This window comes from Mesorhizobium sp. LNHC221B00, from assembly GCF_000502935.1.
GTDB classification, from domain to species: Bacteria; Pseudomonadota; Alphaproteobacteria; order Rhizobiales; family Rhizobiaceae; genus Mesorhizobium; species Mesorhizobium opportunistum.
The window spans coordinates 226444-246887 of the sequence record NZ_AYWR01000006.1; the positions used below are offsets into that span (position 1 = coordinate 226444).

At 63.2% G+C, this 20444-nt stretch carries 21 protein-coding genes and 1 tRNA gene; 7 read left to right on the plus strand and 15 right to left on the minus strand.

Annotated features, from left to right (window positions below; translation table 11 throughout):
• Positions 1 to 32: 32 nt before the first annotated feature.
• From X741_RS155725 to X741_RS155710, 4 genes are read right to left on the minus strand one after another with little or no spacing between them, the layout of a single operon-like run.
• Positions 33 to 1100: a DDE-type integrase/transposase/recombinase gene (locus tag X741_RS155725; protein WP_023777458.1), complete on the minus strand. Its 1068-nt coding sequence runs from the start codon at positions 1098 to 1100 to the stop codon at positions 33 to 35.
• Between the two features lie 57 nt (positions 1101 to 1157).
• Positions 1158 to 2018, minus strand: a complete 861-nt coding sequence (locus tag X741_RS155720) for a radical SAM protein (RefSeq protein ID WP_023777459.1) — start codon at positions 2016 to 2018, stop codon at positions 1158 to 1160.
• Positions 2015 to 2431, minus strand: coding sequence for a hypothetical protein (locus X741_RS155715; RefSeq protein WP_023777460.1), 417 nt, complete (start codon positions 2429 to 2431; stop codon positions 2015 to 2017). The genes X741_RS155720 and X741_RS155715 overlap by 4 nt, the downstream gene beginning before the upstream one ends.
• Before the next feature lie 24 nt (positions 2432 to 2455).
• Complete coding sequence (locus X741_RS155710; protein WP_023777461.1) at positions 2456 to 3163, minus strand: metal-dependent hydrolase; 708 nt, start codon at positions 3161 to 3163, stop codon at positions 2456 to 2458.
• A gap of 135 nt (positions 3164 to 3298) precedes the next feature.
• Here X741_RS155710 and ruvX point away from each other — a divergent pair, with 135 nt between their 5' ends.
• Positions 3299 to 3805, plus strand: coding sequence for a Holliday junction resolvase RuvX (gene ruvX / locus X741_RS155705; RefSeq protein ID WP_023777462.1), 507 nt, complete (start codon positions 3299 to 3301; stop codon positions 3803 to 3805).
• Here the strand turns inward: ruvX and X741_RS155700 are convergent.
• The 3 genes from X741_RS155700 to X741_RS155690 form a co-directional block, all read right to left on the minus strand.
• Positions 3723 to 4064, minus strand: a complete 342-nt coding sequence (locus X741_RS155700) for a DUF6105 family protein (RefSeq protein ID WP_023777463.1) — start codon at positions 4062 to 4064, stop codon at positions 3723 to 3725. The genes ruvX and X741_RS155700 overlap by 83 nt on opposite strands.
• Entirely contained in the window at positions 4064 to 4618 is a 555-nt protein-coding gene (locus tag X741_RS155695; RefSeq protein WP_023777464.1) for a hypothetical protein, read from the minus strand. The genes X741_RS155700 and X741_RS155695 overlap by 1 nt, the downstream gene beginning before the upstream one ends.
• A 135-nt stretch (positions 4619 to 4753) precedes the next feature.
• Positions 4754 to 6382, minus strand: a complete 1629-nt coding sequence (locus X741_RS155690; protein WP_023777465.1) for a DNA alkylation response protein — start codon at positions 6380 to 6382, stop codon at positions 4754 to 4756.
• A 196-nt stretch (positions 6383 to 6578) separates the two neighbouring features.
• On the opposite strand from X741_RS155690, the gene X741_RS155685 reads away from it, so the two are divergent.
• From X741_RS155685 to dprA, 4 genes are read left to right on the plus strand one after another with little or no spacing between them, the layout of a single operon-like run.
• Positions 6579 to 7559, plus strand: a complete 981-nt coding sequence (locus X741_RS155685) for an aspartate carbamoyltransferase catalytic subunit (RefSeq protein ID WP_023777466.1) — start codon at positions 6579 to 6581, stop codon at positions 7557 to 7559.
• Complete coding sequence (locus tag X741_RS155680) at positions 7556 to 8842, plus strand: dihydroorotase (RefSeq protein WP_023777467.1); 1287 nt, start codon at positions 7556 to 7558, stop codon at positions 8840 to 8842. The genes X741_RS155685 and X741_RS155680 overlap by 4 nt, the downstream gene beginning before the upstream one ends.
• A gap of 57 nt (positions 8843 to 8899) precedes the next feature.
• Positions 8900 to 9487: a glycerol-3-phosphate 1-O-acyltransferase PlsY gene (plsY, locus tag X741_RS155675; RefSeq protein ID WP_023777468.1), complete on the plus strand. Its 588-nt coding sequence runs from the start codon at positions 8900 to 8902 to the stop codon at positions 9485 to 9487.
• Between the two features lie 17 nt (positions 9488 to 9504).
• Positions 9505 to 10635, plus strand: a complete 1131-nt coding sequence (gene dprA, locus X741_RS155670; RefSeq protein WP_023777469.1) for a DNA-processing protein DprA — start codon at positions 9505 to 9507, stop codon at positions 10633 to 10635.
• A gap of 7 nt (positions 10636 to 10642) precedes the next feature.
• On the opposite strand, the gene X741_RS155665 is transcribed toward dprA, so the two are convergent.
• The 5 genes from X741_RS155665 to X741_RS155645 form a co-directional block, all read right to left on the minus strand.
• The gene (locus X741_RS155665) at positions 10643 to 10855 is read right to left on the minus strand and encodes a hypothetical protein (protein ID WP_023764881.1); all 213 of its coding nucleotides are present in this window, start codon (positions 10853 to 10855) and stop codon (positions 10643 to 10645) included.
• Positions 10856 to 10873: 18 nt separating this feature from the next.
• A complete protein-coding gene (gene otsB / locus X741_RS155660) occupies positions 10874 to 11656 on the minus strand; it encodes a trehalose-phosphatase (RefSeq protein ID WP_023777470.1) in 783 nt (260 codons plus the stop codon).
• Positions 11656 to 13431: a trehalose-6-phosphate synthase gene (locus X741_RS155655; RefSeq protein WP_023777471.1), complete on the minus strand. Its 1776-nt coding sequence runs from the start codon at positions 13429 to 13431 to the stop codon at positions 11656 to 11658. The genes otsB and X741_RS155655 overlap by 1 nt, the downstream gene beginning before the upstream one ends.
• 101 nt (positions 13432 to 13532) lie before the next feature.
• Complete coding sequence (locus tag X741_RS155650) at positions 13533 to 15695, minus strand: amylo-alpha-1,6-glucosidase (RefSeq protein WP_023777472.1); 2163 nt, start codon at positions 15693 to 15695, stop codon at positions 13533 to 13535.
• Positions 15696 to 15742: 47 nt separating this feature from the next.
• Entirely contained in the window at positions 15743 to 16828 is a 1086-nt protein-coding gene (locus tag X741_RS155645) for a glycosyltransferase family 4 protein (RefSeq protein ID WP_023777473.1), read from the minus strand.
• Positions 16829 to 17006: 178 nt separating this feature from the next.
• On the opposite strand from X741_RS155645, the gene X741_RS1000000167485 reads away from it, so the two are divergent.
• Entirely contained in the window at positions 17007 to 17483 is a 477-nt protein-coding gene (locus X741_RS1000000167485; protein WP_023777474.1) for a hypothetical protein, read from the plus strand.
• Between the two features lie 95 nt (positions 17484 to 17578).
• On the opposite strand, the gene X741_RS155640 is transcribed toward X741_RS1000000167485, so the two are convergent.
• Positions 17579 to 17654 (minus strand) — tRNA-Lys (locus tag X741_RS155640).
• A gap of 232 nt (positions 17655 to 17886) precedes the next feature.
• Between X741_RS155640 and X741_RS155635 the strand changes: the two genes are divergently transcribed.
• On the plus strand, positions 17887 to 18357 hold the full coding sequence (locus X741_RS155635) for a BA14K family protein (protein WP_023764875.1): 471 nt from the start codon (positions 17887 to 17889) through the stop codon (positions 18355 to 18357).
• Positions 18358 to 18430: 73 nt separating this feature from the next.
• Here the strand turns inward: X741_RS155635 and X741_RS155630 are convergent, their stop codons facing one another.
• Together X741_RS155630 and glpK are read right to left on the minus strand one after the other, a co-directional pair.
• Positions 18431 to 18907: a DUF6882 domain-containing protein gene (locus X741_RS155630; protein WP_023777475.1), complete on the minus strand. Its 477-nt coding sequence runs from the start codon at positions 18905 to 18907 to the stop codon at positions 18431 to 18433.
• Positions 18908 to 18933: 26 nt separating this feature from the next.
• Positions 18934 to 20427 (minus strand): glycerol kinase GlpK, encoded by a 1494-nt coding sequence (gene glpK / locus X741_RS155625; protein ID WP_023777476.1) that lies wholly within the window; start codon positions 20425 to 20427, stop codon positions 18934 to 18936.
• Positions 20428 to 20444: the final 17 nt, after the last annotated feature.

Below are 20444 nucleotides of genomic sequence, written 5' to 3' on the forward strand. Positions count from 1 at the left end.
GGCACGCAACATGCATCGTATCGGAAGCGATGCTAGGTGTTTAGTCCCGGCATTTGCTGGAGCGGATCACGCTTGAAGCGTTCGGGCTGATCGGCCCAAGCCTTGCAGATCGACTCATAGGGTGTGAGGCCTTTGAGAGTCTTGAGCCTGCGGCCGAAGTTGTAGGCCGAGATGAAGTCGGCAAGGTGCTGGCGGAGCTGGTCGTGGCTCTCATAGTAGAAGCGCTTGACGGTTGCATCCTTAATGGTCCGGTTCATCCTCTCGACCTGGCCGTTGGTCCACGGGTGCCTTGCCTTGGTCGTCCGGTGCTCGATGTCGTTCGTGGCGCACGCGTATTCGAACGCATGGGCCCAGAAGCGTTCGCCGTTTGCGATGGCCTCTTTGATTAATGGCACGGCCGACCCACCGGCGCCGGGCGTCGTGAACTGGATGCCGTTGTCGGTGAGCACGGTGTGGATCTTGTAGGGGACGGCCGCGATCAGGCGCAGCAGGAAGTCTCTTGAGACGGCGGTGGTGGCCTTCTCATGCAGCTCAACGAAGGCGAACTTCGAGGTTCGGTCAATGGCGACGAACATGTGCAACTTGCCCTGTTCGGTGCGCACCTCAGCGACGTCGATGTGGAAGTAGCCGATCGGATAGTTTTTGAATTTCTTCTTCGCCGGCTTGTCGCCCTCTANCTCAGCGACGTCGATGTGGAAGTAGCCGATCGGATAGTTTTTGAATTTCTTCTTCGCCGGCTTGTCGCCCTCTACGTCCGACAAGCGACCGATGCCGTGGCGCTGCAGGCAACGATGCAATGACGAACGCGTCAGGTGCGGGATCGTCGGCTGCAAGGCATAGAGGCAATCGTCTAGCGGCAGCAGCGTATACCGGCGGAAGGCGACGATGACGGCCTCTTCCTCGACAGACAGAACCGTCGATCTCGGCTCTCTCGGACCGGTCGGCAGATCGGTCACCGAAGTCCGCTCCCGCCATTTGGCGACAGTCTTCTGGTTGATCCCGTAGCGTTTGGCGAGCGCCCTCAGGCTCTCTTGACTATGTTGTATCGCTCGACGGACCGCCTCTGTCGTCGTGGCGCTCCCATGAAGAACCTGGCCCATAGTGCATCCCTCGATTCGGAGGATAAGGATGCCCCATCAAAGTCCGGGATCAAACAGCTAGGTTACTGCAGCGCTGGCCCGATCCTTGGGGCGGCGCAACGGATTGGGCAATTCGAAAAAGCGCTGCTTTGCCGGGCACATGCCGCAAGCAGCCTCATCCTCCAGTGCGGCGAACGCCTGCAGTTCGGCATTGGAGCAACCGGGATCGAGCGGCCGGTAGGCGAGGTACGGGTCCCACTTCTCGGACAGCCGGTACTTTCCCTTCTGCATCGGCAGATAGGCGAGCGGCGCGCATTTCCAGATCTGGCCGTCATACAATTGCTTGCAGTGGCGAGCCGGGCAGATTTCCCAGCTGGAACGAGGATCGCCATCCTCGAAAGGCGCCATCGCATTGCCGAAGCCTTCGTAGCGCCGGGTCCAGTTCTTGTCCGACGGACGCAGCTCGATCAGGACCTTGTGGTCCCGCCGCCACGCCTCCAGCAGATCGAAAACCGGTTTCAGCCTCTCCCGATATTCTTCGGAATCGTGATGGACCGAGACGATCAGCCGCGCGTCGGGATCGGCGGCCAGGATGGCTGGCAATGTCGGGTGACGATGGAGGAAGAAGCCGTTGCTGACGATTTCCATGCTGGCACGCGGCCAGTGCCGCCGCACAAGCCCGACGAAACTCGGCAGTTGCGGATGGATGCTGGGTTCGCCGCCCAGCAAGGTGAACCGCTTGACCGAGACGCGCCGGCTCCATAGCCCCATCCAGCGGTCCGCCTCATCGAGCGAGACGGTGCCGGAATGCGCATGATTGGAAAAGTGCGAGCAGCTTTCGCACGACAGGTTGCAGCCATGCGCGACATGCAGTTCCAGTCTTCGGAATACAGGCCGCTCGCCGCCAAGAAGCGATCTTACACGGCTCAGTATCGTCATGGCAGCGCAACGCCCTCGCACAGATAATAGCTGCCGCTGTTGCCGCTCGCCTCGCTTTCGTCGTCGATGGGCCGGACCGACACGAGGTCGATCTGCGTCGGGCTGGTCTGCGTCACCGACAGGACATCTGGAAAGACATAACCCGGTTCCTGGCAGATCGCCGTCACCGCCCAGCTTGGAGAGCGCGTCGCCTTGCTGACCTGCAGGAACTCGCAATTGTATTCGACGCCTTGCAGGCCGTGCGCCGAAAGCACGACGTTTCCGGTGTCGATCAGTGTCTGCAGCGTGTCCTTCTTTGCCTGTGCGCAAAGTTCTTCCGACCGGAGATAAACCCCTTCGATGAAATCATCCGCGGCAAGCGCGGGCGATGCCGCGACAAACATCGACACGCAAAGAGATCGCCCCAACGCCATGGATTTGTTCCGCTTTGGCTGTTTCTAGATCGCAATCGTCTCGCCGATTTTCGGCAACGCAACCTTCACCCCGGCCCCTTCCAGGCCGGCCTCGAATTTCTCGGCCGTCGGATCGATCATCGGAAAGGTGCCGAAGTGGCAAGGAACAACTGTCTCGAACTTGAAGAAGCGGCGGCAGGCAAGTGCCCCGACCGCACCGCCCATGGTGAAGCGGTCGCCGATCGGCACGATGCCGATCTTCGGCTCATGCAGCTCGTTGATCAGCGCCATGTCGGAAAAGATGTCGGTGTCGCCCATATGGTAGAGCGTGCTGTCTTCCGGGAAATGCAGAACCAGCCCACCCGGATTGCCGAGGTAGACGTTCCTGCCACCATCTTCGCCAAACGAGGAGGAGTGCAGCGCCTGGACGAATGTCGTGGTGAAGCCGCCGCAATCGACCGTGCCGCCGATATTGCCGGGATTGATCTTCTTGTCGCTGATGCCTTTGCCGACCAGATACATGCAGATCTCGAAATTCGCGACCAGCTGGGCGCCGCTTTTGCCGAGCACTTCCAGCGCACCGCTGATGTGGTCGCTGTGCCCGTGCGTCAGCAGCACATGCGTGATCCCCTCCGCCGGCCCTTCCCAGCCCCCCGTCCATGACGGATTTCCGATCAGATAGGGGTCGATGAGGATCTTGGCGTCGCCGGTTTCGATGCGGAAGGCCGAATGGCCGTACCAGGTCAGTTTCATGAATGCATTCCTCGATTTTTACCGTGCCAGAGGATAGAAGGCCGATGGCCCTGAGATCAACTTGAGATCAAAGGGTATAGTGTCCGCCGGGCATCCGGAAGAACACGCGGCGCTGAAAAAGACAAAGGAAAACCGTTGGCTATCATCACGATTGAGCAATTGCCAGCACGGCTCGCCGATGGCAGGACGCTGGCCGGGCTCGATCTCGGCGACAAGACGATCGGCGTCGCGGTTTCGGACCGGGGGTTCTCCTTCGCGCATCCGCGCCCAGTCATTATCCGAAGGAAATTCTCACTCGATGCCGCCGTCCTTCTGGCCTTGCTGAAGAAGGAGAACGCCGGTGCGGTGGTGATCGGGCTGCCGATCAACATGGACGGGTCGGAAGGTCCCCGCGCCCAGAAATCGCGCGCCTTCGTGCGCAACATGGCACAGCTCAGCGATCTGCCCTTCGTGTTCTGGGATGAGAGGCTGTCGACGGTCGCGGCCGAAAGGACATTGATCGAGATGGATTTCTCGCGCGCCAAACGCGCCGGCAAGATCGATTCGGCGGCGGCCGCCTTTATTCTGCAGGGAGTTTTGGACCGGCTTCAGTCGCTCGCTGCATCCGATCGAACGGAACCGGGCCCGTCCAGCGCCGCCTGACCCAGTCCAGGATTTCGCGGCGGCGGCGAAACGCCCATATCGCCATCAGCAGAAACCCGTCGAAGATGCAGGCCTTTGCCACCATGCCGGGGATGATTGCCGGATCGATGCCGAGCATCTGGCCATAGAGTTGGAACACGAAATCGTGCAGCTGCCGGGTGAGCATGACATAGCCGAAATTCATGTCGTTGAGCGACAGGTAGAACCAGCCCCAGAACAGCGCCATCGGACCCGCCCACAATGCGAAGATGTAGCGCATCAGCGGCCAGCCTTCCCTTTGGGCCCGGTCTGGTTGCGGCCCGATATCAGGGAGAGCAGCGAATTGTGCGCCGCTGCCTTCGCCATGCTGTGCGCCGTGGCGCGGAAGTCGGCGTCGTCCGACACCGCCGCCGAGCGCCGCTCGGCGAGCATGGCGACATAGGAGGCCAGAAGTGCCGCCAGTTGTACGGCGACTACCATGAACAGACCGTTGATGCCTTGGGCGGCGCCGCCGATCAGGATGATCGACAGGACACCGGACGCGGAGATGAAGGCGATGCGCACCACACTGTCGACACCCTGGCTGATCCCGTCGTTGATCAGCGTATCGACGAAGGCCCAGAAAAACAGCACCGACACGACCAGCAATGCGGTCGCCAGCGGCGCGACCACGACGATGTTCTTCAGGTCGACGAAACGCGCACTTTCGATCGTCACGCCGAGCACGCCAAGAGCCGCCGCCACGCCGCGGTCCCCATCCATGCAGATCAGCGCAAGCAGGGCGAAAACGATCGCCCAGTGCACGGACAAAAACGAGGTCAATACGTGTCGCATCATGATTCCTGCTTCGACAGGAAAGACAGTGGGCTTTGCCGTCCGCCGCCGCAACGGAAACCATTTGTTAAGGTTAACGGCGGTCCACAGGCTCGCGAGAGGCACTCCCGGACCCGGCGATGCGCCGCTTGCCGCTCAGTTCACCGGCGGATAGAGCGTATCGATGATCATGCGCGCGTCGTGGCGCGCATCGAGCATGCCATAGGTGTTGCGCCACTGGCCGGCTAGGCGCGTCTCGACGAAGGCATCGGCAATCCGCCCTGCCCCCAGCCGGCGCAGTTCCGCCGCCGCGGCCGACAGCGCCAGTTGTTCCGTGAGCAGCCGGGCCGACCCCTCGTCGGTCGACGCGACCTGCATGGCCGCCTTCAGCACGCCGATCGTGCCGCGCCCGCCTGCGCCGAGGTCGCGGTCGATGCCGGCCAGCACTTCCTCGAACAGGCCGGGCGCGCGGCCGAGCACGCGCAGCACGTCGAGCGCCATGACATTGCCGGACCCTTCCCAGATCGCGTTGACCGGCGCCTCGCGGTAATAGCGGGCGAGCGGCGCCTCCTCGACATAGCCATTGCCGCCAAGGCACTCCATCGCCTCGTAAAGCAGCGGCGGCGCGATCTTGCAGACCCAGTATTTGACGACAGGCGTCATGGCGCGGGCGAATGCCGCCTCGCCGCGGTCGCTCGCCGCCTCGTCGAAGGAGCGCGCCAGCCGAAACGACAGCGCGGTGGCGGCGGCAACATCGAGCGCCATGTCGGCCAGCACGCGCTGCATCAGCGGCTGCTCGATCAAGGGTGAACCGAACACCTGGCGATGACGGGCGTGATGGACTGCCTCGGCCAGCCCTGCCCGCATGATCGCCGACGATGCCACCGCGCAGTCGAGCCGCGTCAAGGTGACCATGTCCATGATCGTCTTCACGCCGGCGCCCGGCTCGCCGACCATCTCGCCGATGGCGTTGACGAATTCCACCTCGGAGGACGCGTTGGAGCGATTGCCGAGCTTGTCCTTCAGCCGCTGGAAGCGGAAGCCGTTGCCCGACCCGTCGCCGAGGACGCGCGGCACCAGGAAGCAGGACAGGCCTTCCGCCGCCTGCGCCAGCACCAGGAAGGCGTCCGACATCGGCGCCGACATGAACCATTTGTGGCCGGTCAGGCGATAAAAACCGCTGCCGGCCCGCTCGGCCCTGGTCACATTGGCGCGCACATCGGTGCCGCCCTGTTTCTCGGTCATGCCCATGCCGAGCGTCAGCCCGGTCTTCTCTACCGGCGGCTTCTGGCTCTGGTCGTATTTGCGCGTCGTCACGCGCGGCGCCCATTCGCGGAACAGCTTTGGACTGGCCATCAGGGCGGCAAGCGAAGCGCTGGTCATGGTGATGGGGCAAAGGTGCCCGGTCTCGAGCTCGGCGGTCAGGTAGAAACGGGCGGCACGCACCTGATGGCGGCGGCCGATCTCGGCATCGCCATTTTCCCAGACCGAGGAATGCAGCCCGTTTGCCACCGAGCGGCGCATCAAGGCATGGTAGGCGGGATGGAACTCGACAAGATCGATGCGCCGTCCCTGGCGGTCATGCGTCTTGAGCTTCGGCGTCTCGACATTGGCGAGGCGTGCCAGTTCCTGCGCCTCCTGCGTCAGGACGAAACGGCCCAGCCCATCCAAATCCTTGCGGACCGGATCGGAAAAGCGCTCGGCAAGCTGGATCAGCAACGGATCGCCTCGCCAGGCGTTGCCGCCCGCAAGCGGCGGCGGCTGGTTCGTTACGTCGTCGGTCACGCCCAATCCTTTTTTCGGTAGCCAATCCTTCTTTCGGCAGAAAGGCCTTTATCGTCGAAAAGCCACGAATCCGAGGCCATCGGCTAGATATAGCCAAGCCGTGCAACCCGCGCGACGAAAATACCGGGGAGAAAGGCTTCAATCGAAAGCTGACGCTTGCGGGCGCAAAATCCGCACCCTATAGCAGCCCCTTGAGATGACCGACGCTTCGTCCCTGCCACTTTACCCTCACCGCCATCTTCTGGGCATCAGCGACCTTTCGCCCGCCGACATCGAGCTTTTGCTCGACCGGGCGGATCGCGCGGTCGCGATCTCCAGGCAATCCGAGAAAAAGACCTCGACGCTGCGCGGCCGCACCCAGATCAACCTCTTCTACGAGGCCTCGACGCGGACGCAGTCGTCGTTCGAGCTGGCCGGAAAACGGCTCGGCGCCGACGTCATGAACATGTCGGTGGCAAGCTCTTCGGTGAAGAAGGGCGAGACGCTCATCGACACGGCCATGACGCTGAACGCCATGCGGCCCGATATATTGATCATCCGCCACCAGTCGGCGGGCGCCGCCGCCCTTCTGGCGCAGAAGGTCGGCTGCTCGGTGGTCAACGCCGGCGACGGCGCGCATGAGCATCCGACACAGGCGCTGCTCGACGCGCTGACCATCCGCCGCGCCAAAGGCCCGTTGTCGAAGCTGATCGTGGCGATCTGCGGCGACATCCTGCATTCGCGCGTGGCGCGCTCCAACATCATGCTGCTCAACGCGCTCGGCGCGCAGGTGCGGGTCGTCGCGCCTTCGACGCTGCTGCCTTCCGGCATCGACAAGATGGGCGTCATCGTCACCCGCTCCATGGCGGAAGGTTTGAAGGACGCCGACGTGGTGATGATGCTGCGCCTGCAGCGCGAACGCATGGAAGGCGCCTTCGTGCCTTCGGTGCGCGAATATTTCCGCTATTTCGGCCTCGACGCCGAAAAGCTGAAGGCCGCCAAGGACGATGCGCTGGTCATGCATCCCGGGCCGATGAACCGCGGCGTCGAGATCGCCTCGGAAATCGCCGATGGTCCGCAAAGCGTCATCCAGGAACAGGTGGAGATGGGCGTCGCTGTGCGCATGGCGGTGATGGAAGCGCTGCTCGACCCCCGCCGCAATCAAGATGGGCGCGATCAAGAGGGCCGCGGCGCATGAGCACGACCGTCTTTGAACGCGCCCGCGTCGTCGACCCGTCGCGCGGCATCGACGAGATCGGCTCCGTCATCGTCGATGGCCGCAAGATCGCCGCCGCCGGCAAGACGGCGCTGAACCAGGGCGCGCCCGAGGGCGCTACCGTTGTCGACTGCGCCGGCAAGACGATCATTCCGGGCCTTGTCGACGGCCGCGTCTTCATCGGAGAGCCGGGCGGCGAGCATCGCGAAACCATCGCTTCGGCAAGCCTCGCCGCAGCGGCCGGCGGCGTCACCTCCGTCGTCATGATGCCCGACACCGACCCGGTGATCGACAATGTGGCGCTGGTCGAGTTCGTGCTGCGCACCGCCAAGGACACTGCCGTCGTCAACATCTTCCCCGCGGCGGCGATCACCAAAGGCCTCGATGGCCGCGAGATGACCGAATTCGGCCTGTTGCGGGAGGCCGGCGCCGTCGCTTTCACCGACGGCCGCCACACCATATCGAGCGCGCTGGTGATGCGCCGCGCGCTGACTTACGCGCGCGACTTCGGCGCCACCATCGTCCATGAGACGCAAGACGCCGATCTTGCCTCGGCCGGCGTGATGAACGAGGGCCTCTACGCGAGCTGGCTTGGCCTTTCCGGCATACCGCGTGAAGCCGAGTCCATTCCGCTCGAGCGCGATCTTGCCCTGGCGCGCCTGACGCGCGGTTCCTACCACGCGGCGAAGATCTCGACGGCGATGGCGGCGGCAGCGGTGACCCGGGCGAAGGCCGATGGCGCCGATGTGACGTCGGGCGTGTCGATCCACAATCTGTCGCTCAATGAAAACGACGTCGGCGAATACCGCACCTTCTTCCGCCTGACGCCGCCGTTGCGTGCCGAGGAAGACCGGCTGGCGATGATCGAGGCGGTCAGGGACGGCACGGTCGACATCATCGTCTCCTCGCACGATCCGCAGGATGTCGACACCAAGCGCCTGCCCTTCGCCGACGCAGCCGCCGGCGCCATCGGGCTGGAGACATTGCTCGGCGCGGCCTTGCGGCTCTACCACAATGGCGACCTGCCATTGCCGCGGCTGATCGAGACGCTCTCCACCGCGCCGGCAAGGCTGTTCGGGTTGTCCGGCGGCACGCTGAAGCCGGGCGCAATGGCCGATCTCGTGCTGGTCGACCTCGACGAGCCGTGGATCGTCAGCGAGGGCGGCATTCGTTCGCGCTCGAAAAACACCTGTTTCGAAGGCGCGCGCCTGCAGGGCAAGGTCTTGCAAACGCTGGTCGCGGGCCGCACAGTGTTCTCGATCTGAGCCAGCCGCGGCGCATCGCGCCGGCCTGGCCGACCAAGAGAACTTGCGGGGGAAACAATGACTTACGGTCCAATCCTGGCGTTGGTGTTCGGCTATCTCTTGGGCTCGATCCCCTTCGGCCTGTTGCTGACACGCGCCGCCGGCCTCGGCGACGTGCGCAAAATCGGTTCGGGCAATATCGGCGCCACCAATGTCCTGCGCACAGGCAACAAGGGACTTGCCGCCGCGACATTGCTGCTCGATGCGCTGAAAGGCACGGCCGCCGTGCTGATAGCAGCCCACTTTGCGCCTGAAACCGCGGTCTGGGTTGGTTTCGGCGCCTTTCTCGGCCATCTCTTCCCAGCCTGGCTGGGTTTCAAGGGCGGCAAGGGTGTCGCCACCTATCTCGGCGTGCTGATCGGGCTTGCCTGGCAAGTGGCGCTGATCTTCGCCGTCGTCTGGCTGGTGATGGCTTTCCTGCTCCGCTTCTCCTCGCTTGCCGCATTGACGGCGGCCGTCGTCGTGCCGATCGCGCTTTATGTCCTGAGCACGCCGCAGGTTGCCCTGCTGTTCGTGGTGATGAGCATCATCGTCTTCATCAAGCACCGGGAAAACATTTCACGCCTGCTTGCCGGAACCGAGGGCAAGATCGGAGCCAAGGGGTGAGCGAGCACGCCACCGCGGTGAGCGAGCCGGCCGCCGGGCCGCGCCTCAGCGATCGGCAGCGGCTGAGCTGGCTGCGGCTGATCCGCACCCAAAATGTCGGTCCTGCCTCCTTCCGCGACCTGATCAACCGCTTCGGTTCGGCCGAGGTCGCGCTGGAAGTGCTGCCGGAACTGATGATTTCGGGCGGCGCCAGTCGGATCGCCCGCATTCCTTCGATTGCCGAAGCCGAGGCCGAGATGGAGGCCGCCCGGCGGGCCGGCGCCCGCTTCGTCGGCATTGGCGAAGCCGACTATCCGCCGCTGCTGCGCGGCATGGACCACCCGCCGCCGCTGCTGGCGGTCAAGGGCAATGCCAGCGTGTTCCGGCTGCCGGGGATCGCCATCGTCGGCGCCCGCAACGCATCGCTCGCCGGCATCAAGATGGCACGCATGCTGGCGGCTGATCTTGGCCGCGACGGCTATGCGATCGTCTCTGGCCTGGCGCGCGGCATCGACACCGCGGCGCATCAGGGCAGTCTTGCAACCGGCACGATCGGTGTCCTGGCGGGAGGCCTCGACCAGCCCTACCCGCCTGAAAATGCCGGCCTGTGCGACGAAATCGCCGAGCGTGGCGCCGTCATCTCGGAAATGCCGTTCGGCTGGCAGCCGCGCGCCCAGGATTTCCCGCGCCGCAACCGCCTTGTCGCGGGTGCTGCCCTCGGGCTCGCGGTGATCGAGGCGGCGCAGCGCTCGGGTTCCTTGATCAGCGCCAGGCTTGCCGGCGAGATGGGTCGGCTGGTTTTCGCGGTGCCGGGGTCGCCACTTGACCCTCGCGCGGCCGGCACCAACGGCTTGCTCAAGGACGGCGCCACGCTGGTCACCGAGGCTTCGGACATTTCCAGGGCAATCGCGCCGCTGACCGGCATGCGAGCGCCCGAGATGCCGCCGTTCGAAGATCCGCCCGACTTCTCGGCCACACCCCCACCCGGCGAGAGCGACCGTTCCAAGGTGATCCAGGCTCTGGGACCGACTCCGGTGCCGGTCGACGAGATCATCCGCCATACCGGCCTGCATCCGGCCCAGGTTTTCATGGTGTTGCTGGAACTAGATCTCGCCGGCCGGCTCGAACGCCATGCCGGCGGCAATGTTTCACTGCTCTTCGAGAACTAACCGACCGTCAGTGGCGATTGGTTTTTTTCTCCAGGGTTTCCGCATAATCCGGCGTGTTGGCTCCAAAGAGATCCTTTTCGACGATGCCGCGCCAGACCATGTCGGCATCCTCCGGGCGCGACGGATCGAAGCCTGGCTGGCTCTCTTGCGCGTTCCGGCGCGAGCGCCGGCGTAGCCAGCTGGGCATGATCTCGCGGATGAGGCTGGTGAATTGGGTCATTGCCGGCTCCTCCGATTTTCATGTCGCGACCAGACCGGCCGATTTCTTCGCATTGCTGTGGTTCGCGGCATCAAGCCAGACCAGCGCCTCCTCGACACCGGCTAGCGCATGGCGCGCGGCGGTCGGTCCGCGTGGTTTGATGCGCACCGACACGCCGTCCATTTCATTGACGACTTCGAAGCCGTTTTCATCTGAAGTGTCGTCGCCAAGGAATACCGGGCGCCGTCCGCTGAAAGCCGGCTCTTCCATGAAGCGCCTTATAGCCGCTCCCTTCGCCGCCTCCAGCGGCATCAGTTCGACCCCGGCATTGCCGGCAAGAACCCGATATCCCGCGGGCAGTCTGCCCAGCGCCTGTTCGACCAACTGTGTCGCGCGCTGCAGCAAATGCGGCGCCGCGCGCGTGTGAATGGCCAGGATCGGCCCCTTGCGCTCTATATAGACATTGGCGTTGGCCAGTTCAGCCTCGATTTCCTGGGCGAGTGCGGCAATGTCGGCCGGCTCGCCGGCCGCCTCGACCGGGCCGTCCCGCACCAGCCTGTGTTCGAGGCCATAGAGGCCGGCGGCGCGCAATCTGAGCGGCTGGAAGAGATTGTCGACGGCGGCGATCGATCGACCCGTGATAAACGCCAACGCTCCATCCAATCGGGCTTCGAGGCCTGCCAGCAGCGCGCGTAGCTCATCGCCGACGACCACCGCGTCGGGATGCGCGGCATGTTCGAGAAGCGTGCCGTCGATATCCAGGAACAGGGCCCATGGCCCTTGCGGAAGAGCCGGTGCCGGCAGGTTTGGCGATACCGGCATCACAGCGCCGCCACCCGTTTGCGATCGAGCAACGATATCACGTTGCCAGGCGCCGCGGGAGCCGCGCCGACGGCACGATCGACCGCAACGCGCTTGCGCAGGCGCGCTGCATCGAGGAGCATGCTGCCCGCCCATCGATAGACATTGTTGTCGCGAACGATCTCGCGCATGCGCTGCATGCGTTGGCGCTGCTCCTCCTGCGACATGGTCAGGGCCTGCAGCAAGGCGTCGCCCATCGTCGCCGCGTCATAGGGGTTGACGATCAGCGCCTCGAGCAGCTCCTTGGAAGCGCCGGCGAACATGCTGAGCAGCAGGACGCCCTGTTCGTCGTCACGCGCCGCGACAAACTCCTTGGCGACCAGGTTCATGCCGTCATGCAGGCTTGTGACCATGCAGACATCGGCGGCGCGGTAGATCTCGTAGACCTGCACCTGCGAGTAATGCTCCGTCACCATCAGGACGGGTGTGTAGCCTTCGCGCCCATAGCGCTGGTTGATATCATCGGCACGATGCAGGCACTCCTCATACAATTGTTGATAGGCGGGCAACGTGCCGCGGCTGGGCGCTGCGATCTGCAGTAACGCCACCTTGCCGATCCATTCCGGATGGAGCTTCAGCAGTTCATCGAGCGCGTCGAAGCGATCGAGGATGCCCTTGGTGTAGTCGAGACGTTCAACACCCACACAAAGTTTGACATCTTCGGCCAGACCGAACTTCTCGCGGATACGCCGCCGGCATTGTCCCACGTCGGGCAGCTTACCCAGTTGCGCCGGCGGCCATTCGATTGAGATCGGATAAGCGTGGACCAGACTAATCTGGCCGCCGTAGGAGATGGCCGAATCCTCGCGCTCGATTCTGCTTTCCAGGAAACGGTCGACGCTGTCGATGAAGTTATTGCAATGGAACTGGGTGTGAAAGCCGACTATCGAGCTGCCGAGCAGGCCTTCGAGAATCTTCTCGCGCCACGGGCAGATGCTGAACACTTCCGAATTCGGCCATGGAATGTGCCAGAAGGTGATGATGATCGCCTCCGGCAGGCGTTCACGGATCATTCTAGGGAGCAGCGCGAAATGGTAGTCCTGGACCAGCACGATCGGCCGCTCGTTGCGGGCTTCCGCAACAACGGTGTCGGCGAACTTACGGTTGACCGCCTCGTAGCTTTCCCAGTCGGAAGCACGAAATATCGGCCTGGTGAAGGCTATGTGACAAAGCGGCCAGAGGCCTTCATTTGCAAAGCCGAGATAATAACCTTGCTGTTCTTCCTCGCTGAGCCAGACACGCCGCAGCGTGTAGGAAGGACTATCGGGCGGTACTTCCACGCGGTCGTTTTCGTCGACAACGAGCCTGTCGGCCGAACCACCGCCGTAGGCGATCCACGTGCCCGCGCAGGCGCGGGTGATCGGTTCCAAGGCGGAGACAAGGCCACTGGCGGGTACGACCAGTTGGATGTCGTCGCCCTTGCGGTTGTGGATATACGGCTCACGATTTGAAACCACGATCACCTGGGCGTCCGGAAGTTCCTTTGCCAAGATGTGACGTAGCGTTTCCGGCGACCATTGGACGAGCGAAGCGGCCGCGGATTGCCCATTCTTCTCGAATTCCGGCAACAGGCTGCCAGTGGGCTCGGTTGCCCCAGCAGCGTGCATGCCGCTCCTCAATCGGCGTGCCCGCAGAACCATCGTCGCGATGATGAGGATCGAGATACTGACAACTGCAAAACCGAGGAGCCACAATACGGACGAAGGAACGACCAGGTACGAACTGTTGTCAGGCATTTGAAATCGACTTACCCTTCAATGAGATAGTGCGTCGGGCTCGCCATCCCGGCAACCCGCGTGATGGTCAAACGCTCACCCCGCGCGATGGTTCCGATTTTTCAGCTCCTGACCACGAGCGGCACCAGCCCCTCATGGCGATCGGCCAGAAAGGCGCCGACGCGGTCGCCGACCCGTTGAAATGTCAGGTCGACAGAGGCGCCCGCCACGGCCAGATGGCGGACCACCAGATTGTCGATGCCGATCGGCAGGCGCGGTCTCGTCACCTGAATTTCGCCGGTCCAGCCGTCGATCTGAAGGCCCAGGCACGCCTGCATGAGCATGAAGGCGGAGCCGGCCGACCAGGCCTGCGGCAAGCAGGCAACCGGATACGCGATGGGCGCCTCGCCCGGGGCGCGGGTGAAGCCACAGAACAGTTCGGGCAGGCGCATGTTGAAATGAACAGCGGATTCGAACGTTCCGCTCATCAGCCGCACCACATTGTCCCTGATGCCGTACCGCGCCAGTCCGGCAGCGCAGATCGCGGTGTCGTGCGGCCAGATGGAACCGTTGTGGTAGGACATCGGATTGAAGAAGATGGCGTCGTCCGCCAGCGTCCGCAGGCCCCAGCCGGAGGAGAATGAGGCCGACAGCAACTGGTCGGCGACGATGCGCGCGCGATCCGGGTCGGGAAGGCCGACATAAAGCAGATGGCCGGCATTGGAGGTGCGCACCTTGCAAGGTTCACCGTCGCCGTCCAAGGCAAGCGCATAGTAGCCGAGTTCCTCGATCCAGAACTGGCTTTCGACCCGTTGGCGGATTTCTTCGGCGCGCTTCTCCCAGGCTTCGGCCTTTTCGGTTTCGTCGCGCAGCCGAGCCAGTTTCGCCAATCCCTGGAACGCTGCAAAGACGTAGCCTTGCACCTCGACCAGTGCGATCGGGCCTTTCGGAATGCGGCCGTCGGCATGAAAAACCGAATCGAAACTGTCCTTCCATCCCTGGTTGGCAAGACCCGATTCCGCCGCGCGCCGATAAGTGACGAACCCCGTCGGCTGGCTCGCCGTCTCGATCCATTCGGCGGCGGCACACAGTGACGGCCACAAGGCGTCGACTGACTCCATATCGCCGGTACGGTCGGCATAGGCGCATGCGAGATGGACATAGAGCGGGGTCGTGTCGACCCCCCCATAGTAACGGCCGAACGGCAGTTCGCTGAGCGCCGTCATCTCGCCCTTGCGCGTCTCATGCATGATCTTGCCGGGCTGGGAGTCGCTGAAGGGCGAGGTTTCGGTTGCCTGGTGCTGTGCCAGAAAGCCGAGCACGCCCCGCGCCAGGCCGGGATTGAGCCAGAGCATTTGCAGGGCCGAGATCACCCCATCCCTGCCGAAGGCCGTCGAGAACCACGGGATGCCGGCGTAAGGATAGGGACCTGTCGCCAGTTCCGTGGTCAGCAGCGCCACGTCGGCGCGCGCCCGCTCGATCCAGTCGTTGAATACCCGGCCCGAACTGTGCAGCGTTGCACCGTGGCGGCGCTTGGCCCGCATGCCGAAGCGCGCGCGGGCGGCGGCCGCACGAAATCGTTCGCGTTCGGGAGCATCCGCAATCTCGGTGCCGACCTCGACATAGAGCGTCTTGCGGCTGCGCTTGGTGACGGCGATGAAGAAGTCCGCCCGCTCCGAGGTCAATTCGTCCGGCACCTGCGAAAACGAGATCGCCGACGTGCGCTCCACCTTGTCCAGGCCCTCGTAGCGGAGCATCACCGTGTTCTTGCCGATTTCGGCCGTGCGCGCGGTGCCGCGTTTGGGCCGTGTCGAGCCGCGCACTTCGAACATGTCGCGGAAATCCGCGGCAAAGCGCAGCGAAAGCCGGAGGCTCGAATGTTCCTGGCTGTAATTGGAAAGCGTCAGCCGTTCGTAAAGCCGGTCCTGCCAGATCAGCCTGACGCGCTCGATGTGGATCGCGCCTTGCGGAATGGGCCGGCCGCCGATGCTCTCGATCGGCAGGTTGGTCAGATTGGTGGTGAACAGCACGTTGTCCTGGCTGAGCGATGCGCCGAGCAAGGACGTAGACCGCCCGCCGACGGTCAGCCGGAATTCAGAAAGCACGCGCGTGTCGTCGCGGAAAAAGCCGTCGCCGACACCGCGTATGTCGCCATAGGCATCGGCCACGGCGAAGGAGTCGCCATGCTTGAGGGCGAAAAGCCGGTGCGGTTCCCTTGGCGCTGTCTCGTCCAGGGAGGCCAGCGCTATTGCCGGATCAAGCTTGCGCTCGTCGAGTTGGGTGATGGTCAAGAAGATTGTCCCGTGCTGGTTTTTCGAGCGGGTGAAGCGCTCTATGAGGCCCTGATTTCCTCATGGCTGCCCTCATGGCTGCCCTCATGGCTGCCAGTCAGCCGAGAGTAGGCCGCGATATAGTCGCTTGCCATCCTGTCGGCTGAAAACCGCTTTTCGAAGGCCCCCCTTATTCGTCGCCTGTCGAGTTGCAGGAGAGCCGGCATCGTGGCGACGGCATCTTCAATGGTCTCGACGACGAAACCGGTCACGCCGTGATCGACGATCTCGGGCATGGCGCCGCAACTCCATGCCATGACCGGTGTTCCACAAGCCATGGCCTCGACCACGGCAAGGCCGAACGGCTCCGGCCAGTCGATGGGGAATAGCAAGGCGGCGGCGTTGCCGAGAAACCGGCTCTTCTGGTCCTCGCTGATCTCACCGACATATTCGACCCGGTCGCCATCGATCATCGGCTGGACGACTTCCTCGAAATAGGCGCGATCACCATCACCGATCTTGGCCGCGAGCTTGAGTTTCAGGCCGGTGCGGCGGGCAATCTCGATCGCCCGGTCCGGCCGTTTGTCGCGCGACATCCTGCCGAGGAAGGCAAGATAGACGCCATCCGAACCCGCCTCGAAGTCAGGTTCATAGAGCTTGAGCGGCAGTCCATGGTGGATCGTCGCCAGCCAGTTCGCCGATGCGAACCGCGCCCGCTGGCTGCGGGATATCGAAATCATCGGAAACCGTGGAAACCGATCATAGGCTTGTGGGAGGTCCGCGTAATCCAGCCTGCCATGCGGCGTCGTCACCGTGCGTTGCGGCATATCGCGAAAAAACGGGAAATGCAGGAAGTGGCTGAGATGGAAATGGATGATGTCAAAATCGTCGGCGCGTTTCCTCACCTCGTCGAGCATCGACAGATGCGCCGCGATCTCCGATTTCAACGGACGGGGGTCTAGACGAAGCGCCCGCTCGCGGCACGGCACCAGCCTGGCGGAGGTCTTCGTATCGCCGCTGGCGAACAACGTCACGTCGTGGCCAAGGTCGACGAGCGCTTCGGTAAGGTAGGAGATGATGCGCTCGGTCCCGCCATAGAGTCTCGGCGGCACGGATTCGTAAAGCGGTGCGACATGGGCAATCTTCATGGCCCGGCGTTCCCTCAATGAGCTGGTCATGGAGCAAAATGCATCAGCTGCGGGATCGTTCCCCAAATCCCCAGTCAAGGAAGGGTGCGACGATTGATCTTCGCCCTGCCCGCGCTAATTCACACTCGGTACCCTTGTTTCCTGCATGTCGCGGTCACGACAGCATAAGGAGGTTGCGTTGCAGCGATCCGACGATATTGCCGCCCGGCGTGTGGCAATGATCATTGAGCAATATGTCGAGGCGAGGAAGCGGCACTTCGGCTATGTCTCGACGGACCAGGCCGCCAGGGCGGTCCACCGCGTACTGAAACCCGGGATTTCGGCCCACGAACTCGACGACATGGTCGCGGCCCTTGCTGTCAAGAACGGATTGGCGGTGGTTTTCGACCGCGGCGCCAGAGGATCGGTCGGCGGCGCCGAAGCCGATCTGGACAGAAAGGATCAGACCATGCGCGCACCAGCAGAGACCACGGATGTCGCCGGCGCGGCAGATGCCATTCTGGGCAGTCACCGAGAGAATGCCTCGCTGTCGATAAAGGCAGCGATCGCCCTATTGCGCGAGCGCACCGGCACCAAGCGATCGGACGCCGACCTGGAGGGCCTGCTGGCAAAGAAAGCCACGGTTCTCGGCGTGCATTTCTCAAGGGATAACTGAGCGGCAGCTGATACGGTACTTAGGCCGCTTCGGCAGGAAGCATTCATTTACGCTGGGGTAGCGTGTCCGATGATTCCGGATGTACCTTGAGGCAATGGTGAGCGCGATGGGATTCGAACCCATGACCTACTGATTAAAAGTCAGTTGCTCTACCGGCTGAGCTACGCGCTCCCGCGGGCTCGAAAAGGCCGCCCTCGAAATTGCGCGGAACATAGGGAGAGTGCTTCGGCCGGTCAACCGGAAAAAGCGGGCCTGCGAACCTGTCAAGCGCTGCCAGTTGCGGCACCGTAGGGTCGCTCCTGACCTCTGCCCGTCAGCGGCGGCCGATGCGGGGGAACAAATCCCCCGCGCCGACCGTTTTCGGCCTACAGGGACGTCCGCCAATCCTTCGAGGAGAAGACCGATGAACAGAATCCTATCCGGCGTGATTGCAGCTACCCTTTCGGCCACATTTGTTGCGGCGGAAGTGGTGCCGGTCAACGCTGCAACTGCCTATGTACCCCTATCCCAGACCGCAGCGCCCGATGTGCAGACAGTGCAGTACCGGGAGTGGAGGAGGAACCGCTCCTTTGACCGCAATTTCTCGCGCAACCGCAGCTTCAGCCGCAACGGCGGCATGTATTGGAATGGCCATCGCGGCTATCGCGAATACCGTCGCGGCTATCGCCGTCACGGCGACTATTGGTTCCCGCTCGCGGCCTTCGCCACCGGCGCGCTGATAACCGGCGCGATCGTCAACAGCGAGAACAACCGCGTCTATGAAGGCAATGCCCATGTGCAATGGTGCTACGACCGCTATCGCAGCTACCGCGCTTCGGACAACACGTTCCAGCCGAACTACGGTCCGCGTCGGCAGTGCCGTTCGCCCTATTGATTTGCGGGTGATTAGGTAGCTGACGAGCAGGCCCGTGCCAGAACTGGCGCGGGTCTTCTCTATCGAAACGGTGTCAGCCTGCCCATTTGACGCTCTTCAGAATAAGAAAAAGCGCACCGCCTTCACCACGCGGCGATCGGTACGCTCCAGGGGCATCGCAAATTCGAACCGCCGCCGCCGTCAATTCCCAGCCGAGCACTTCCAGGTCATTATCCGCATCTCTCACGTAAGACTGAGCCAGCTCGTTAATGCTGTTTTTCTCGCCGAAGGCTCGAACCAGCTTTGCGTCGCTGAGAACATCGTCGGGCAAATTCGAATTTGCCCAGGCCCACAGCCAGTTATCTGCCTTGGCGCTCGTGGAGCCGGCAATCTGGATCTCGGCGATCACCTTGACCGCCCCCTCCTTGGAGAACAGAAGCCTTCCTGTCGTCATGTCATAGTCGTAGCGAGACCAGTGGCCGAGTTGGAAGTCTTTCTCCAAGCGGTCATTCTTGGCATTCAGTTGTTCGATAGCCTCGTCGCGCCAAGCAGGATACCAGTCTGGCTTCATTTCCCCTCGCCCCATTAGACAATCGGTTATGGCACACTCAGCGTCCTGCGCACAGCGTCGCGCCAACCTGCGAGTTTGGCCGAGCGTATGGAGCTATCCATGTCCGGCTGGAAGCGCCGCTCGAGCGCCCATCTTTTCCCAAACTCCTTGGCATCCGGCCACACGCCCGCCTTCGAGCCGGCGAGCCAGGCCGCCCCCAACGCCGTCGTCTCCAGAATGGTCGGGCGGTCGACCGGCGCATCGAGGATGTCGGCCAGGCGCTGCATGGTCCAGTCCGACGCCACCATGCCGCCATCGACCCTGAGCACCGTCTTGGCCGCGCCGCCCTTCCAGTCCTTGCGCATGGCGTCGAGCAGGTCGCGCGTCTGATAGGCGACCGATTCAAGTGCGGCCCGCGCAAACTCCGCCGGACCGGAATTGCGGGTCAGCCCGAAGATGGCGCCGCGCGCTTCGGCGTCCCAGTGTGGCGCGCCGAGCCCGACGAAGGCCGGCACCAGATAGACGTTCTGCGAGGGATCGGCTTCAGCCGCCAATTTGCCGCTCTGCTCGGCCTTGCCGATCACCTTGATCCCGTCGCGCAGCCATTGCACGGCAGCGCCTGCAATGAAGATGGAGCCTTCCAGGGCATAGGTCGTCCTGCCGTTCAGCCGGTAGGCTATGGTGGTCAACAGCCGGTTCTTCGAACGGACCAGATCGCTGCCGGTGTTGAGCAACGCGAAGCAGCCGGTGCCATAGGTCGACTTCATCATGCCCGGCTCGAAGCAGGCCTGGCCGATGGTCGCGGCATGCTGGTCGCCGGCAACGCCGAGGATCTTTATCTCGGCGCCGAACAGCCCTTTCTCGGTAGCGCCGTAGTCGTCGGCGCAATCCTTCACTTCAGGCAGCATCGCGGCGGGGATGCGCAGGATCGAAAGCAGTTCCTCATCCCAGGCATTCTCGGCGATGTTGTAGACCAGCGTGCGCGACGCGTTGGTGGCGTCGGTGGCATGAACCTTGCCGCCGGTCAGCCGCCAGATCAGGAAACTATCGATGGTGCCGGCCAGCAACTCGCCCTTCTCGGCGCGTCGCCTCGCCCCTTTCACCTTGTCGAGCATCCAGGCGATCTTGGTGCCCGAGAAATAGGGATCGAGCAGCAGGCCGGTCTTGCGGGTGAATTTCTTCTCCAGCCCCTGCTTCTTGAGCTTGTGGCAGAGCGGCGCGGTGCGCCGGTCCTGCCACACGATCGCATTGTGGATCGGCTTGCCCGTCGCCCTGTCCCAGATGACGACGGTCTCTCGCTGGTTGGTGATGCCGATGGCCGCGACATCCGAAGCGGCGCGCCCGGCCTTTTTCAGCGCGGCCTTAACCGTCGCCACGACACTGCTCCAGATCTCCTCGGGATCGTGTTCAACCCAGCCGGAGGCCGGATAGTGCTGAGTGAATTCCTTCTGCCCTGAACTGACGACTTTCATCTGGCCGTCGAACAGGATTGCCCTGGTCGATGTGGTACCCTGGTCGATCGCCAGCACAAAACCACTCATCCCAACGTCCTCCGCCT